Source organism: Leifsonia sp. NPDC102414 (assembly GCF_044765685.1).
GTDB lineage: Bacteria > Actinomycetota > Actinomycetes > Actinomycetales > Microbacteriaceae > Leifsonia.
Genome location: NZ_JBIWKN010000002.1, coordinates 611,150 through 625,098 on the forward strand (window position 1 = coordinate 611,150; position 13,949 = coordinate 625,098).

A 13,949-nucleotide genomic window follows, 5' to 3' on the forward strand; every position below is an offset into this window, starting at 1 on the left:
CGAGCGCGCCGGCGACGACGCCGATGGCGCCCTGCACGATGAACAGGGTGCGCGTGGTGCCGCGGAGCCCGGAGGTCGCGGTGAGGACCGACGTCGCGAGGCCGTCCACGATGGCGAACACGCCGAAGACGATCAGTCCGAACTCGGCGGTGTGCGCATCCCGTGTGAATGTGATGACGGCGGTGGCTGCCAGTGCGACGACGGCACGGACGGCGGGGACGACCCAGTACCGGTTGGACTTCGGTGCAGGAACTGCGGGTGCCACTCGGCGACCTCTCTCGTACGGGTTTCCCCGCTAGTTTAGTCGCGGTGCGCCTGCGCGTTTGCCGCGTGCGCGCCTGCCGGGTCGGTATGCTCGCCCTGTCTCCTGTCCTCGCACCACCAGACGAAGGGGTCCGGATGCGGATCGGTTTCGGGATCGTCCGCGCGGCGATGGCTCTGCTGACGATCGTGGCGATCATCGCCCAGTTCGCGACGAGTGTGAACTTCATCTCCGGCAAGGGCGGCAACATCGCCGGCTACGTTGTGAACTTCTTCAGCTTCTTCACGATCGACTCGAACGTGGGCTACGTGGTGGTGCTCGCGATCGGCGCGTATCTGCTGTTCGCACGCACAGGAGACGACCCGGAGTGGTTCACGGCTCTCCGGGCGGTGATCACGACGTACATGGTGACCACGGGCGTCGTCTACAACCTGCTGCTGCGCAACATCCCGTTGCCGCAGGGGCAGACCGTCGAGTGGTCCAACGAGGTGCTGCACGTCGTCGGTCCTGCCTATCTGCTGCTCGATTGGCTGTTCGCTCCCGGCCGCGCTCCGCTCCGCCGCCGGGTGCTCTGGTGGGTGGTCGGCTTCCCGATCGTCTGGGCGATCTACACCCTCATCCGCGCCCCGTTCGGCGCCGACCCCGTGACGGGCAAGCAGCCCTGGTACCCGTATCCGTTCCTCAACCCGCAGACGTCGCCCAACGGCTACCTCTCCGTGGCGTTCTACGTACTGCTGATCGCCGCGGTCATCCTGTGCGTCGGATACGGCGTGGTGTGGGTGTCCAGGCGCTGGCGCGGCGGACGGGCGCTGCCCGCTGACGGCGACTAGGCGTTACGCCCGCGCCATCCTGTCGACGCTGTTCGACCAGAAGACCACTCCGGCCACGGCGGTCAGCGCGAGCAGGAACGCCCCGGTCGGGGTGATCGTGTCGGCGATCCTGTGCTGGGCGCACAGTGCGGAGACGATGCCGGCCGCGAGCCCGCTCACGGACACCACGGCGAACGAGTACGAGATGACACGGGATGCGCCTTCGAGCAGCATCCCGCGCACGATCAGTGCGACGGCAGCGATCAGCCAGGTCGCGCCGAGCGGGAACGAGATCAGCAGGGCGAGCTCGTCGCGCAGCAGCAGGCCGGGAACGAGGTAGAGCAGGCTCGCCGCCGTGATCATCGCGACGCCGAGGCCGACGAAGGCGCCGAGCCTGGCGCGCTCCGACCGGAAGCCCTGGATCGTGGCGATCAGCGACGGCCAGGTGAGCGCGAACGAGAACGCCACGACGGCCAGCGCGACAGCGCCGGCGCCCTGGACGAGCGGAAGCAGGTTGACGTTCATGGATCCATTCAACGCCGTTCCTGGATGCGTTCGCATCATTCCGGAGAATGACAAACGGGGTGATGAACGGCTCAGCCGGCGTGCCCGTCGACGAAGCGCGATGCGGCGATGTCGATGAGATCCGCATCCCGGATCAGCGCGGGGATCCTGGGGTCGTCCGGCAGCTCGATCGCGGTGGCCAGGCGGATGTCCTGCGACGACGAGCCCACCTCGATCCGGAACTCGCCGCCTTCGCGCCGCCAGAGGCCGCGCTTTCCATCCGGTCGCTCCGCGGCGGAATCCCAGTATGCGAAGTCACGGTTCTCGAGCTCGAAGTCGACCCGCACGGACGCGCCGGGCTCGATCCTCACCTTCTCGAAGCCGCGCAGCTCGCGCACCGGCCGCTGCACCTCCGCATCCGGATCGCCGACGTAGAGCTGCACGATCTCGTCGCCGGCACGGTCGCCGTCGTTGACGATCGTGCAGGACACGCGCACCCGCCCGGTGTCGGCGTCGATCACCGCGAGGTCGAGGTCGCGATAGCTGAACGTCGTGTAGGACAGGCCGTGCCCGAACGGGTAGCGCACGGCGCGGTGGAGCGCGTCGTACCAGCGATAGCCGATGAACACGCCCTCTCCGTAGAGCACCGTTCCCCGCTCGCCGAGCCAGTTCGGGAAGCCGGGGGTGTCCTCGACCGCGAGCGGGAAGGTCTCCGCGAGCTTGCCTGATGGGTTCGTGCGCCCGAAGAGCACGTCCGCGACCGCGTGCCCTGTGCCCTGGCCACTCAGCCAGGCCTCCACGATGGCGTCGACCCTGTCGTGCCACGGGTCCATCGACACCGGGGAGCCGTTGGAGAGCACCACAGTGATGGATGCGCCCGTCCGCTCGCGCACGTCGGCGAGCCCTGCGAGCAGCGCGAGCTGGTCTGCGGGCAGGGCGAGCGAGTCCCTGTCGTTCGCCTCCTGCTCGTAGGAGAGCGGGAGGCCGGCGAACACCACGATCGACTCCGCCTGCTCCGCGACCGCGACGGCCTCGGCGATCAGCCGCTCAGCCGTCTCGGAGAGCGGCCCCCTGCCGGCGTGCTGGACGGCCTCGGCGAGCTGCAGCTCCTTGGCCAGCGTCGCCGAGCGCCTGGCGACCTTCGGCTTGTCCTCGTCATGGCTGATGCCGTGGGCGGCCAGGATCGCGAGGTTGTCGTCCTGGTACGCGTTCTTGGTCGCGTACACGTAGCCGGGAGCGGAGACGATGCGCTGTCCGGCGATGTTCCGGATCTCCTCCAGCGGCACGTCGATTCTGGTCGGATCGACCCCGGACGAGCCGCCGCCCTGGATGCGCGCGTGCTCGGCGAACGCCCCGATCACCGCGATGGCGCCGCCCGTCTCCGCGAGCGGCAGGGTGGGCGCGGCCGAGCCGGGAGCGTTCTCGTTGCGCAGTAGGGTGATGCATCCGGCGGCGGCCTCCCTGGCCAGCGCGTGGTGCTCGTCGGCCCGCAGGAGGGCGAGCTGCTCCGGCGTGAGCCGGTCGCCGGCGCTGTGGCCGAGGGACATCACGGGTCCGTCGACCAGCTCGGCGCCCGGGTATGCGCGTGCGACCAGGGTCAGCACGCGGCGGGCGGCCGCGTCGACGACGGACTCCGCGAGCGAGCCGTCGCGGACCGCCGCGACCACCTCGGCGTCCGTCTGTCCGCCCGTTCCCGGCATCTCGAGGTCGAGTCCCGCCCGCAGCGCGGCGACGCGGTCGTGCACGGCGTTCCAGTCGGAGACGACGGCGCCCTGGTAGCCCCAGTCGTCGCGCAGCACCTCCGTGAGCAGCCAATGGTTCTGCGACGCGTGCACGCCGAACAGCCGGTTGTACGAGCACATGACCGTCCACGGCTCCGCGCGGCGGACGACGCGCTCGAACGCGGACAGGTAGGTCTCGCGCAGCGTGCGCTCGTCCGCGACGACCGAGATCCTGGTCCGCTCGATCTCCTGGTTGTTCGCGGCGAAGTGCTTGAGCGATGTGCCGACGCCGGTCGACTGCACGCCGTCGACGTATGCGGCTCCCAACTCGCCGGAGTGCAGCGGGTCCTCGGAGAAGTACTCGAAGTTGCGTCCGCACAGCGGCGAGCGCTTCATGTTGACGCCGGGCCCGAGCACGACCTGCACCCCCTCAGCCCTGGCCTCCTCGCCGATCGCGGCGCCCACCCTGCGCATCAGGTCCCTGTCCCAGGATGCGCCCATCGCCGAGGCCGTCGGGAAACCGGTCGCAGGCACCCAGACCATGTCGACGCCGGTCTCCTTGCGCAGGCCGTGCGGTCCGTCGCCGACCTCGATGGCCGGCACGGCGGCCGGAAGCCCCGGCCGGTCGATGGTCTGCGTGAACCAGTCGTCGACGCCGGAGAGCATCGACGCCTTCTCTTCCAGGGTCAGCGCGGCGAGGACCTGGTCGACATCGAACGGGGGGACGTGCATTGGGGGAACCTTCCGGGAGGGTGACGGCGGCGAGGGGCAGGGGTGAGGCGCTGGCATCAGCGCGCGGCGGTCAGCGCGCGGTCTGCAGGAGCGCGGCGGCGCTGCGGTCCACCAGGAACCGCGGGGAGGCGCACTGGGTGAGCACGGTGGCCGGCCACTCCGGCTCGTAGGCGTCCGCCGCGGCGAGCCTGCGCACGGTCGGCTGCTTGTGCTCGCCGGTGACCACCATGATCACCGAGCGGGAGAGCTCGCGGATGGTCGAGATGCCCACGGTGACCCCGTAGCGAGGGGCCTCGTCGAGGCTGCCCAGCGTCGGGAAGGTGTCGAGGTTGTCGCGGCGGGTGTCGTCGCCGAGAGCGACGACGCGCGTGACCGTGTCCGCCGCTGCTCCGACCGGGTTGAGGGCGACGTGGCCGTCCGATGCGCCTGAGGCCAGGAGGAAGAGGTCGATCCCGCCCGCCTCTGCCAGCCTCCTGTCGTACGCGCCGTCCTGGTCGCGGGGGTCGGGGTGCCAGAGGTTCTGCTCCGGGATGCGGTGCTCCGGCCGCGCACCCGCGTTCAGCCTGCCGAGGATGTCGCGTTCGCCGTAGCCGACGCAACTGTGCGCGAGAGCCGGGTCGACCGCCCGGAACTCCTCGCCTGCCAGCTCTCCGCCCGCCTGCTCCACGTACTCGTCCATCAGGGCGATGACCACAGTGCTGAGGTCGAGATCGCGCTCGGCGACGATGACAGCGAGCTGCTCATAGGTGGTCAACGGGCTGCGCCCGGTCGGGCAGCCGAGCACGAACGTGCGGCCCTCCGCGTTCGCGGCGGTGATCGCGTCGGCGATCTGCTCGGCGGCCGCACGGCCGACGTCGTCGGGGGTGTCGAGGATTTCGGGCGCGATGCGCATGGAGACTCCTTGTCTGGGGAACGGATCAGGCTGAGCGGGAACCGCTCACTCCTTGATCGCGCCGTTGAGCACGCCGCTGATGAAGTGGCGCTGGAAGAACACGTAGAGGATGAGCACGGGGACGGCGACGATCAGCGACCCGGCGGCCAGCAGGTTCACGTCGAGGGTGTTCTTCCCCTGGAAGACGCCGAGCGCCAGGGTGGCCGGCTGGATGGCCGGGTCGGCGATGAAGACCAGGGAGAGGAAGAAGTCGTTCCAGGTCCACATGAACGACAGCAGGGCGAGGGTGAGCACGGCCGGTCTGGCGATCGGCATCAGCACCTGCCACAGGATGCGCCACGACCGGGCGCCGTCCATCTCGGCCGCCTCGATCAGCGACGGGGGCACGGCGCGGAAGGTCGCCCGCATCCAGAATGCGCCAAAGGGGACGCCCATCCCGATCTGGATGATGATGAGGCCGAGCCACGAGTTGGTGAGGCCCATCGACTGGAACGTGTAGTAGAGCGGGATGATGAAGACCTCGGCCGAGATCATCAGGCCGAACAGCACCAGGGGGAAGATCACCTTCTGGCCCGCCACCCCGAGCACGCCGAAAGCGAAGCCGGAGAGCACGGCGAGCACGGTCTGGCCGACCACGGCGCCGATGGTGATGACGGCGGAGGCCAGCATCGCCGAGCCGAAGCCCCCGGCGTTCCAGGCGGTCACGAAGTTACCGAACTGTGGATGCAGGAGGTCGAGCTGACCGCTCCGCGACGGGCTGAGGGCGGTGAAAAGGAACCAGACGACGGGGAAGAGGACGAAGACGGAGACCGCGATGAGGACGGTGTGGTTGAGCACGCGCTCGGAGCGGGAGATCATGCGTTCTTCTCCTCGGAGAGTCGGGTGATGACGAGGGCGACCAGGAGGCAGACGACCGCGATGATGATGCCGATCGCGGCGGCCATCCCGACGTCGGGGTTCAGGAAGGCCTTGCGGTAGAGCAGGAGCGCCGGGGTCGTGGTCGACGTGCCTGGGCCGCCCTGCGTTGTCACCCAGACCAGGTCGAACGCGCGCAACGCCCCGGTGACGGTGAGCGTCAGCGCGACGGCGACCTGTCCCTTCAGGCTCGGAAGCGTGATCGAGAAGAACTCGCGGATCGGTCCTGCCCCGTCGATGCGGGCCTGTTCGTAGAGCTCGCCTGGGATGGCGGCGACACCGGCGACGAAGAGGACCATGCAGAGGCCCATCGCCGTCCAGGTGCCGATCACGCCGAGGGCTGGGAGCGCCCAGGTGAAGTCGCCCAGCCAGTTCTTGGCCAGGTCGCCGAGACCGACGGCGCGCAGGGCGGAGTTGAGCGGGCCGTCCGGGCCGTAGATGCGCTTCCAGATCACGGCGACGACCACGCTGGTGAGCACCTGCGGAAGGAAGAGCAGCCAGCGGTAGACGCCGCTGCCCGTCGTCTTCCCTCGTCCGAGCAGAGCCGCGGAGATCAGGCCGAGCGCGATCGGGATGAGCGAGAAGAACACCACGAGCACCAGAACGTGCCCCAGCGACTCCAGCAGCTCAGGGTCGGTGAAGAACGACACGTAGTTGCTGAACCCCACCCAGCGGGCCGCGCTGACCCCATCCCAGCTGTAGAGCGAGTAGTTCACGCTCTGCAGGATGGGGACGAGCACGACGAAGCCGTAGAACAGCAGCGCCGGCGCAGCGAACGCCAGGCCGAGCCACCTGCGGCGGCGCGCGAGGGGAGACAGCCTGCGCTTCCTCGTGGAAGCGCTGCGCGGGGGACGCGGCGCCGCCGGTGCAGCGGCGGGGGTCTCCTGCCGCTGCACCAGATCGGACGAGGTCATCGGCTCAGCCCTTCGCCCGCTGGGCCTGGAAGGCGTCGTAGTCCTTCTGTCCTGCCTCGCCGAGCTGCTGCGGCGTGACCTGGCCGGCGAAGAGCTGCTGGAGCTGGCCGCCGATCGTGTCGAGCATCGTCGGGGTCGACCAGTCGAAGTAGGGCACGTAGCCGTTGCCCTTGTCGAGCGCCTGCTGCGCCGTGATCTCACTGGCGAGCTCCGGGTTGCCGCTCGGGATGCTCAGGTCGGAGTGCAGCAGCGGAAGGAACCCGTGGTCCACCGCCTCCTGAGCGGCCGTCTTGCTGGCCATGAAGTCCAGGAACGCTGCGGCAGCATCCGGGTTCTTCGACTTCGACGAGATGGCCAGGTTGGCAGCGGATGCTCCGGTGCCGACCACCTTGTCGCCTTCCACCTGCGGAAGCTGAACGTAGCCGAAGGTCTGCTTCTGCGCTTCGGAGAACGCCAGAGAGCCGGTGTACTCGAACCGGAAGGCCGCCTTGCCGGTCAGGAAGTCGTTCTGCGCATCCGCGTACTGGATGCCGGGGTAGTTCGGCGTGAACCAGCCGTCGTCCGCCCACTTCTTCACGTCGGTCGCGGCGTCGACGATCCCGGTGTCCGTGATCGGCACGTTGCCGCTGGAGTAGACGAAGTCGCCGATCTTGTCGGCGGGGGCGTAGAGGTTCTGCGTGGCGAACAGGATCGACGTCGCCGACCCCTTGTCCTGGGAGCCGAACGCGATCGGCGTCTTGCCTGCCGCCTTGATCGCCGCGGCGTCCTTCTCGAACTCGGCGAGCGTGGTCGGCACCGGCAGGCCGAGCTGGTCCAGCATGGTCTTGTTGTAGTAGAGCCCGATCAGGGAGGAGCGCGCTGCGGGGGTGGCGAACAGCGAGCCCGTTCCCATCTGCTTTCCGTCCGGGGTGAACTCGAGCTGGCGGGAGATGGTGTCAGGGATCTCCTTGTCCCAGCCGTACAGCTTCGAGTACGCGTCGAGGTTCAGGATGCGGCCACCCTTGGCCAGCGTGCCCATCGACTGCCAGCCGTTGTTGACCAGTGCGATGTCCGGGCCGTTCGCGTCTGCGAGGCGCAGGTTGAGCGTGTTCATCACCTGGCCCCAGTCCTGGGTGGTGCGCTTGATGGTGATGTTCGGGTGCTGCTTCTCGAAGTCCTTGACGACGGCGTCCATCCACTTGCCTTCGTCGTTCTGCCAGAAGTCGAGGATCTTGATGGTGACGTCCTTGCCCGACACGTCTTTCGAGACGGGACGGGAGGAGTCCGCCGCCGTGGATCCGCCCGGTGCGCAGCCCGCCAGGCCCAAGGCCAATCCGGCAGCTACAGCAATCGCTCCAGCGAGGTGCCGCTTCTTCATGCGAGTCTCCTTTAACTCGTCGCCCTGTCGTTCACGCCGATATGCAGCGCGGGAGCAACGCTATTCTTAACCAGCTCAGTTAGTCCACTTGGGGACGAAATAACAACCATTCCGGCTACTGGTCCGGTAAACCTTGGCCGCCGTTCCGTGGCAGGCTGGCTCATTCGAGGCATCAACACTCCAACACCTCACCTGACAGCCCCCTGAACGGGCCCGATGGAACCGGACCAGTCCGCGATCTGGTTGTTAATCGCCCATGAACTGGCATAACTGGGCTGCGTGTGATTAGCGTGGAGGCGCCGCCGACGTTGGTGGACCACACCACGAGACCGACTGCGAGGGAAGAAACTGATGAGCCGAGTGGTCGGGGTGGACATCGGGGGAACGAAGACGCACATCGTCCTCGCTCCCTCCGACTCGCGTGCGGAGACCGCATCCGAGCTGCGCGACATCGTGGTGCCGTCCGCCTCCTGGCGCGGTGGCCTCGGCGATGTCGAGGCCGACGCCACCGGGCTGCGCGCCCTCCTGGTCGAGCACATCGGCCAGGATGCACTGAGCTCGCCGCTCGCCGTCGGCGCGCACGGCTGCGAGAACACGGCCCAGTGCCGCGAGCTGGAGCGTGCCATGCGCGCCAGGTTCAGCGGCCCCGTCGCCGTCATGAACGATTCAGAGCTCATCCCCCAGGCGATGGACCAGGAACGCGCGATCGGCGTCGTGGTCGGCACAGGCGCCATCGCCACCGCCAGGGATGCTGATGGCGAGCTGGTCAGCGCCGGCGGCTGGGGCTGGCTCCTCGGCGACGAGGGGAGCGCGGCCGGGCTCGTCCGCGACGCGACGAGGGCCGTGCTCCGCAACCTGGATCGGGGCGGGTCGTTCGATCAGCTCGGCAGGCGGCTGCTCGCCTCTTTCGCCGCGAGCGACGGCGACGGGCTCGCGCTGGCCGTCACGAACGCCGCGTCCGCTGAGGAGTGGGGCAGGCACGCGCCAGAGGTCTTCGCCGCGGCCGACGATGGTTCCGTCATCGCCGCCGAGGTCATCGGCGACGCGGGAGAACAGCTCGCCTGGCTGGTCCATCAGCTCCTCGAACGCGGAATCCCCGCGGACGGCGTCGTGGCGGGCGGTTCGGTCATCCAGCGTCAGCCGCGACTACAGGATGCGTTCGGCGCAGCACTCCAGAAAGACCACCCGGGACTCGCACTCACCATCCTCGACAGACCCCCTGTGCTCGGAGCCGTCGCGGTGGCTCGCCGGATCGCACGGGACCAGAACGTCAACACCATCCAGATCGGAGACAAGTAGCAGATGAAAGTAACACTCATTGGAGCAGGGAGCCGGGAGTTCGCCGGAACCATCATTCGCGACCTCCTCCTGAGCGCACCGATCGCCGAGAAGGGTCTCGACCTCACGCTCATGGACATCGCCGCGGCTCCCCTCGCCGAGATGGAGGGATACGCCAGGCACCTGACAGGGCTGCTCGACCACGCCGCGACCATCACGACAACGACCGACCTCGACGAGGCCGTCACCGGCGCCGACTTCGTGGTGACCGCCATCGAGGTGAATCGCTACCACTACTGGTCGCAGGACTTCACGGTGCCGAGGAAGTACGGGTTCCGCCAGGTCTACGGTGAGAACGGCGGCCCAGGCGGTCTGTTCCACGCCCTCCGCCAGTTCGGCCCGCTGCTCGAGATCGCCCGCGCGATCGAGCGACTGGCGCCGGATGCGCTCTTCCTCAACTTCTCGAACCCGGAGCACAAGGTCTGCGAGGCCATCACGCGCCTCACCTCGGTGAAGGTCGTCGGGCTGTGCCACGGCTACTTCCAGGGCGCGCGCCAGATCTCGGCGCTGCTGGAAACGCCGCTCGCCCAGCTCGACCTCGCCGCTGGCGGGATCAACCACTTCGCCTGGTTCCAGCGCATCAGGGACAGGAAGACCGGTGAAGACCTGTACCCGCGCCTGCGCGAGCTCGAGCACGAGGCGAACTGGGTGTCTGACTGGCACGAGGTCGGGCTCTCGCGCATCCTGTTCCGTCGGTTCGGGCTGTGGCCGTCGCCGAGCGCCAACCACATCGGAGAGTACCTGTCCTGGGCGGAGGACTACGTGCCTGCCCAGCTCCAGTACTTCCACGACCCCGCCGACGGCTCGCCCTGGCAGGAGGGCGCTACGACGCCCGAGTGGTACTACGAGATCCGGTTCGCGGACACCGACCGCCCGTACCAGCCGCCGAAGCACGCGCAGAAGACGCTGGAGGACACCCTCGAGAACCGTCCCGTCGTCTCGTCCGAGGAGCTCGCCATCCCGATCATCGAGTGGGTGGCCTGCGGCGTCGAGCGCGACCTGCCCGCGGTGAACCTCCCGAACCGCGGCGCGATCCCCGGCCTGCCGGACGACATGGTGGTCGAGGTGCCAGGGCGCGTCGTGGACGGCGAGCTGGTCGCTGTGCCGCTGGAGGAGTTCCCCGAGGGCGTGCTCGCCATGGTTCGGCTGCAGGGGAGCATCCACAAGCTGCTGGTGCAGGCGTACGCGGAGCAGTCGAAGGCGAAGCTGCTGCAGGCGATCCTGCTCGACCCTGTGGTGGACTCGCACAACCGCGCGGTGGCGATGCTGGACGAGTTCCTGGAGCTGCAGAAGGACATCCTTCCTCCGCTGCACTAGCCAGAACGAACAGAGGCCCTCGACTCCATCCAGAGTCGGGGGCCTCGTCGCGTGTGGCGGCGCCTACTCCGCGCGGTACAGGTCCGCGTGGAACCGGTACGCGTCTCCGCGATAGGTGTTCAGTCCGAGGAGCACGGGCGCACCAGCCCTGTCGTAGGCGATCTCGCGCCCGACGAGCACGGGGCTGCCCTGCGGGATGCGCAGCAGGGTGGCCTGCTCGGCGGTCGGGGTCTCGGCCTGGACGCTGTACGCGCTGCGGAAGATGCTCACCGAGCAGTGCGTCTGCAGCGTCTCGTAGAGAGAGGCGTCGGTGAGGTCGAGGTCGAGCAGTGCGTGGGCGATGGTGAGCGGCAGCACGTTCCTGTCGACGCAGATCGGCGTCGAGTTCATCCCACGCAGTCTGACTAGTTCGAGCACTTCGGTGCCCGGCGCGATCCCGAGCCGGTTGGCCTCGTCCAGGGTCGCGGAACGGACCGACTTCTCCAGCACCTCTGCTGTGGGGGTGTGGCCGCGCTGCCGCGCCATCTCGGTGAAGCTCTCCAGCGTGCTCGGCGGTTCGCCGACCGTCGGGCTCGGCACGAACCAGCCGCGCTGCGGCGAGCGCGCGACGCGGCCCTGCCGCTCCAGATCCTCCAGCGCCATCCGGATGGTGCTCCGGCTCACGTGCATGCTCTCCGCCAGCAGCCGCTCGCCCGGCAGCCTGGTTCCCGGCTGGTAGATCCCGTGGTTGATGGCCATGCCGAGCTCCCGGGAGACGCGGGTGGTGATCGTGGGAGTTTTCACAGCCCCACCATACCAATCAGGCGATTGGATGCGCCTCCGTCGCTGTTTGGTACAACTGGTTGAGGAACTCGTGCAGGTGACCGGCCGCATCCAGGAGGGCGATGCTGCGCCTGGTCAGCTCGGCCAGCCGCTGGTCGAGCAACTCTCGGGCCTCTGCGGTCAGCCCCTGGCTGCGGAGCTGATCCAGGATGCGCGCGATCGCGGGGATGCGGTAGCCGCCGCTTCGCAGGGCCGCGACGATGCGGGCCTCGGCGATCGCGCCGGCGCCGTAGTGTCGCACGGGGGATCCGCGGTCGGGGCGCACGAGCCCTTCGCACTCCCAGTGCCGCAGGGCGGACGGGCGGACGTCGAGCGCCTGAGCGAGTTCGCCGATCGTCATCGCGTCGCGCTCCTCGAACACCTCCCCCGTCTCCACAAGCACGGCGTCGAGCCCGCTGCGCGCTTCGCGGAGCTGCGACCGCCCCCTGGCGATGGCGGCGTGCAGTTCGTCGATCCGCTCCGCCGCCTCGTCGACCGTCCCGGTGAGCAGCACGGGCATGAGCTGCCTGGCCAGAACCGGCCCCGCGGCGGCGGCGAGCGCACGGTATGCGCGGAGCGCGACGAGGTGGCGGTGGTCGTAGCGGCGGTAGCCGTTCGCGCTGCGCTGGGCGGGCGGAATCGCGCCGAGCCGTTCGAGGTCGCGCACCTGCTGCGTCGAGTAGCCCGCGAGGCGGCCGATCGCCACGGTCGTCAGCGCACGCTCTTGAGGGTTTGCCGGTCGCTTCCCTGATTTCTCCTCCACAAAGTCCACACAAGCACGTCAGGGCCACGATTGAAGAATGGAGTTTCAGGAGATCGTCGACTTCGTCCAGTCCTTCGATGGTTCGCTCGTGCTGCTGCCGGATGAGCACAGCGGCTTCCCCGAGCTGTCGTGGGGGGACGCGTACTTCTACTTCGCACCGGACGGGCTGATACCGGAACGCACCCAGCCGTACGCGACCATCATCACGAAGAACTACCCGGACGACCACGCCTCGCGACTGGACGCCCCCGGCCGGTTCCGGGTGAACATCCACGTGGGTCGGGACGAGGCGGCACGGCTCGTCAGCCCTGCCGAGGTGGACCCGGCCGAGACCGACGCGTTCTTCGCCCACCCGCTGTACGGCGCATCCGGGTGGGTCTCGGTGGTGAACCCTGGAGAGCGGACGGTGGATGCGGTGACCACGCTGCTGCGAGTGGCGCACGACGCGGCGGCGGCACGCGCGTCCCGTCGCTCGGTGGGGCGGTGACGGCATGGTGTCCGCACAGTCGCTGAGCGAGACCGACCGGCGCCGCGTGGCCGCGTGGGCTGCGGACTGCGCCGAGCGGGTATTGCCGCTGTTCGAGGCGGAGGCGCCGGACGACGACCGCCCGCGCGACGCCATCGAGCGGGCCCGCGCGTTCTCCCGCGGCGAGCTCGACGCCGCCGGCGAGATCCGCCGCCGCTTCGTGGCGGGCCGTGCCGCGCACGCTGTCACGTCTCCGCCGGCGGTGGCGGCCGCCAGAGCGTGCGCACAGGCCGCGGGCGTCGCACACATGGGAGCGCACGCGCTCGGAGCGGCGGCGTACTCGGCCAGCGCGGTGGGGTTGGCCGCGCCCGACCAGCCCGACGCGGCGGAGGCGGAGCAACGCTGGCAGCTCGCGCACATCTCCCCGGAGGCCAGGGCAGCCCTCCGCCGTCTGCCACGTCTCGGCGAGGACACCTCGGGGCCACTCGGCCCGGGGCTGCTCGCGACGGGTCGGCTCGGCGAGCTGATCCGCGCGCTTCAGGCGGGGCTGGGGGAGGGGTGAAGCGGCGTCTGACCATCGAGCCGTGGCCTCAGTCGGCATGTCCACCGGCTGACGGAGCATGATGGACCCATGCCCGCTGCCCACCGTCCCGGCCTTCGGGTCGACTCCGGACTCACAATCCCCGAGTCCGAGCTGTCCTGGCGGTTCTCGCGGTCATCCGGTCCCGGAGGACAGGGGGTGAACACTGCCGACTCTCGCGCGGAGCTCGTGTGGGATGTGGCAGGGTCCGCCGTGCTCTCTCCGCTGCAGCGGGAGCGGCTCCTCCAGCGTCTGAGCGGTCGTGTCGTCGACGGAAAGCTGACGGTCGTGGCATCCGAGCATCGCGCGCAGTTGCGCAACAGGGAAGCCGCGCGCGCTCGGCTGGCCGACATGGTGGCCGACGCCCTCCTGCCGCCGGCGGCCCCGCGACGACCGACGAAGCCCAGCCGAGGTGCCAAGCAGCGACGCTTGGAAGCGAAGAAGCGGCGCACCGACGTCAAGCGACTGCGACGTCCTCCTCACGACTGACACCTGGATCTGGCGACGGGATCGGTCAGGGTTCGCCTCGCAGTTGCAACAAAGCGAGGACCTGTGCCGCGGTCCGGAACCCGTTCAGG

14 protein-coding genes and 1 pseudogene are annotated in these 13,949 nt (G+C 69.1%); 6 read left to right on the plus strand and 9 right to left on the minus strand.

The window, feature by feature from the left end:
* A pseudogene (locus ACIRCZ_RS11350) lies at positions 1-265 on the minus strand (hypothetical protein); the annotation flags it as partial.
* A 134-nt stretch (positions 266-399) separates the two neighbouring features.
* On the opposite strand from ACIRCZ_RS11350, the gene ACIRCZ_RS11355 reads away from it, so the two are divergent.
* Entirely contained in the window at positions 400-1,092 is a 693-nt protein-coding gene (locus ACIRCZ_RS11355) for a Pr6Pr family membrane protein (protein ID WP_402853032.1), read from the plus strand.
* Positions 1,093-1,095: 3 nt separating this feature from the next.
* On the opposite strand, the gene ACIRCZ_RS11360 is transcribed toward ACIRCZ_RS11355, so the two are convergent.
* The 6 genes from ACIRCZ_RS11360 to ACIRCZ_RS11385 all read right to left on the minus strand — a co-directional run bounded on the left by ACIRCZ_RS11360 (position 1,096) and on the right by ACIRCZ_RS11385 (position 8,106).
* Positions 1,096-1,596 carry a hypothetical protein gene (locus ACIRCZ_RS11360; RefSeq protein ID WP_055897281.1) on the minus strand — a complete coding sequence of 167 codons (501 nt, stop codon included), beginning with the start codon at positions 1,594-1,596 and terminating at the stop codon, positions 1,096-1,098.
* Between the two features lie 71 nt (positions 1,597-1,667).
* Positions 1,668-4,028 carry a beta-glucosidase gene (locus ACIRCZ_RS11365; RefSeq protein WP_402853035.1) on the minus strand — a complete coding sequence of 787 codons (2,361 nt, stop codon included), beginning with the start codon at positions 4,026-4,028 and terminating at the stop codon, positions 1,668-1,670.
* 70 nt (positions 4,029-4,098) lie between these two features.
* Positions 4,099-4,920, minus strand: coding sequence for a 6-phosphogluconolactonase (locus ACIRCZ_RS11370; protein WP_402853038.1), 822 nt, complete (start codon positions 4,918-4,920; stop codon positions 4,099-4,101).
* 45 nt (positions 4,921-4,965) lie between these two features.
* Complete coding sequence (locus ACIRCZ_RS11375) at positions 4,966-5,778, minus strand: carbohydrate ABC transporter permease (RefSeq protein WP_402853041.1); 813 nt, start codon at positions 5,776-5,778, stop codon at positions 4,966-4,968.
* Positions 5,775-6,749: a carbohydrate ABC transporter permease gene (locus ACIRCZ_RS11380; protein WP_082581518.1), complete on the minus strand. Its 975-nt coding sequence runs from the start codon at positions 6,747-6,749 to the stop codon at positions 5,775-5,777. The genes ACIRCZ_RS11375 and ACIRCZ_RS11380 overlap by 4 nt, the downstream gene beginning before the upstream one ends.
* Positions 6,750-6,753: 4 nt before the next feature.
* Positions 6,754-8,106, minus strand: coding sequence for an ABC transporter substrate-binding protein (locus tag ACIRCZ_RS11385; RefSeq protein WP_082581517.1), 1,353 nt, complete (start codon positions 8,104-8,106; stop codon positions 6,754-6,756).
* A 351-nt stretch (positions 8,107-8,457) separates the two neighbouring features.
* Between ACIRCZ_RS11385 and ACIRCZ_RS11390 the strand changes: the two genes are divergently transcribed.
* Positions 8,458-9,405: an N-acetylglucosamine kinase gene (locus ACIRCZ_RS11390; RefSeq protein ID WP_402853045.1), complete on the plus strand. Its 948-nt coding sequence runs from the start codon at positions 8,458-8,460 to the stop codon at positions 9,403-9,405.
* Positions 9,406-9,408: 3 nt separating this feature from the next.
* On the plus strand, positions 9,409-10,761 hold the full coding sequence (locus tag ACIRCZ_RS11395; protein WP_402853048.1) for a hypothetical protein: 1,353 nt from the start codon (positions 9,409-9,411) through the stop codon (positions 10,759-10,761).
* Positions 10,762-10,824: 63 nt separating this feature from the next.
* Here the strand turns inward: ACIRCZ_RS11395 and ACIRCZ_RS11400 are convergent, their stop codons facing one another.
* Positions 10,825-11,544, minus strand: coding sequence for a GntR family transcriptional regulator (locus ACIRCZ_RS11400; RefSeq protein WP_402853051.1), 720 nt, complete (start codon positions 11,542-11,544; stop codon positions 10,825-10,827).
* Between the two features lie 16 nt (positions 11,545-11,560).
* Positions 11,561-12,268, minus strand: coding sequence for a MerR family transcriptional regulator (locus ACIRCZ_RS11405; protein WP_402853054.1), 708 nt, complete (start codon positions 12,266-12,268; stop codon positions 11,561-11,563).
* Positions 12,269-12,362: 94 nt separating this feature from the next.
* Between ACIRCZ_RS11405 and ACIRCZ_RS11410 the strand changes: the two genes are divergently transcribed.
* The 3 genes from ACIRCZ_RS11410 (at position 12,363) to arfB (ending at position 13,860) form a co-directional block, all read left to right on the plus strand.
* A complete protein-coding gene (locus tag ACIRCZ_RS11410) occupies positions 12,363-12,812 on the plus strand; it encodes a DUF6194 family protein (protein WP_402853057.1) in 450 nt (149 codons plus the stop codon).
* A gap of 4 nt (positions 12,813-12,816) precedes the next feature.
* A complete protein-coding gene (locus ACIRCZ_RS11415; RefSeq protein ID WP_402853060.1) occupies positions 12,817-13,353 on the plus strand; it encodes a putative immunity protein in 537 nt (178 codons plus the stop codon).
* A 69-nt stretch (positions 13,354-13,422) separates the two neighbouring features.
* Positions 13,423-13,860, plus strand: a complete 438-nt coding sequence (gene arfB, locus ACIRCZ_RS11420; protein WP_402853063.1) for an alternative ribosome rescue aminoacyl-tRNA hydrolase ArfB — start codon at positions 13,423-13,425, stop codon at positions 13,858-13,860.
* The last annotated feature ends 89 nt before the right edge of the window (positions 13,861-13,949 follow it).

Bases quoted from the DNA above. Each gene is read 5' to 3' on its own strand.
- ACIRCZ_RS11355 (WP_402853032.1), top strand. From the start codon at position 400: ATGCGGATCGGTTTCGGGATCGTCCGCGCGGCGATGGCTCTGCTGACG.
- ACIRCZ_RS11360 (WP_055897281.1), bottom strand. From the start codon at position 1,596: ATGAACGTCAACCTGCTTCCGCTCGTCCAGGGCGCCGGCGCTGTCGCG.
- ACIRCZ_RS11370 (WP_402853038.1), bottom strand. From the start codon at position 4,920: ATGCGCATCGCGCCCGAAATCCTCGACACCCCCGACGACGTCGGCCGT.
- ACIRCZ_RS11390 (WP_402853045.1), top strand. From the start codon at position 8,458: ATGAGCCGAGTGGTCGGGGTGGACATCGGGGGAACGAAGACGCACATC.
- ACIRCZ_RS11395 (WP_402853048.1), top strand. From the start codon at position 9,409: ATGAAAGTAACACTCATTGGAGCAGGGAGCCGGGAGTTCGCCGGAACC.
- ACIRCZ_RS11385 (WP_082581517.1), bottom strand. From the start codon at position 8,106: ATGAAGAAGCGGCACCTCGCTGGAGCGATTGCTGTAGCTGCCGGATTG.
- ACIRCZ_RS11365 (WP_402853035.1), bottom strand. From the start codon at position 4,028: ATGCACGTCCCCCCGTTCGATGTCGACCAGGTCCTCGCCGCGCTGACC.
- ACIRCZ_RS11380 (WP_082581518.1), bottom strand. From the start codon at position 6,749: ATGACCTCGTCCGATCTGGTGCAGCGGCAGGAGACCCCCGCCGCTGCA.
- ACIRCZ_RS11375 (WP_402853041.1), bottom strand. From the start codon at position 5,778: ATGATCTCCCGCTCCGAGCGCGTGCTCAACCACACCGTCCTCATCGCG.
- ACIRCZ_RS11415 (WP_402853060.1), top strand. From the start codon at position 12,817: ATGGTGTCCGCACAGTCGCTGAGCGAGACCGACCGGCGCCGCGTGGCC.
- arfB (WP_402853063.1), top strand. From the start codon at position 13,423: ATGCCCGCTGCCCACCGTCCCGGCCTTCGGGTCGACTCCGGACTCACA.
- ACIRCZ_RS11410 (WP_402853057.1), top strand. From the start codon at position 12,363: ATGGAGTTTCAGGAGATCGTCGACTTCGTCCAGTCCTTCGATGGTTCG.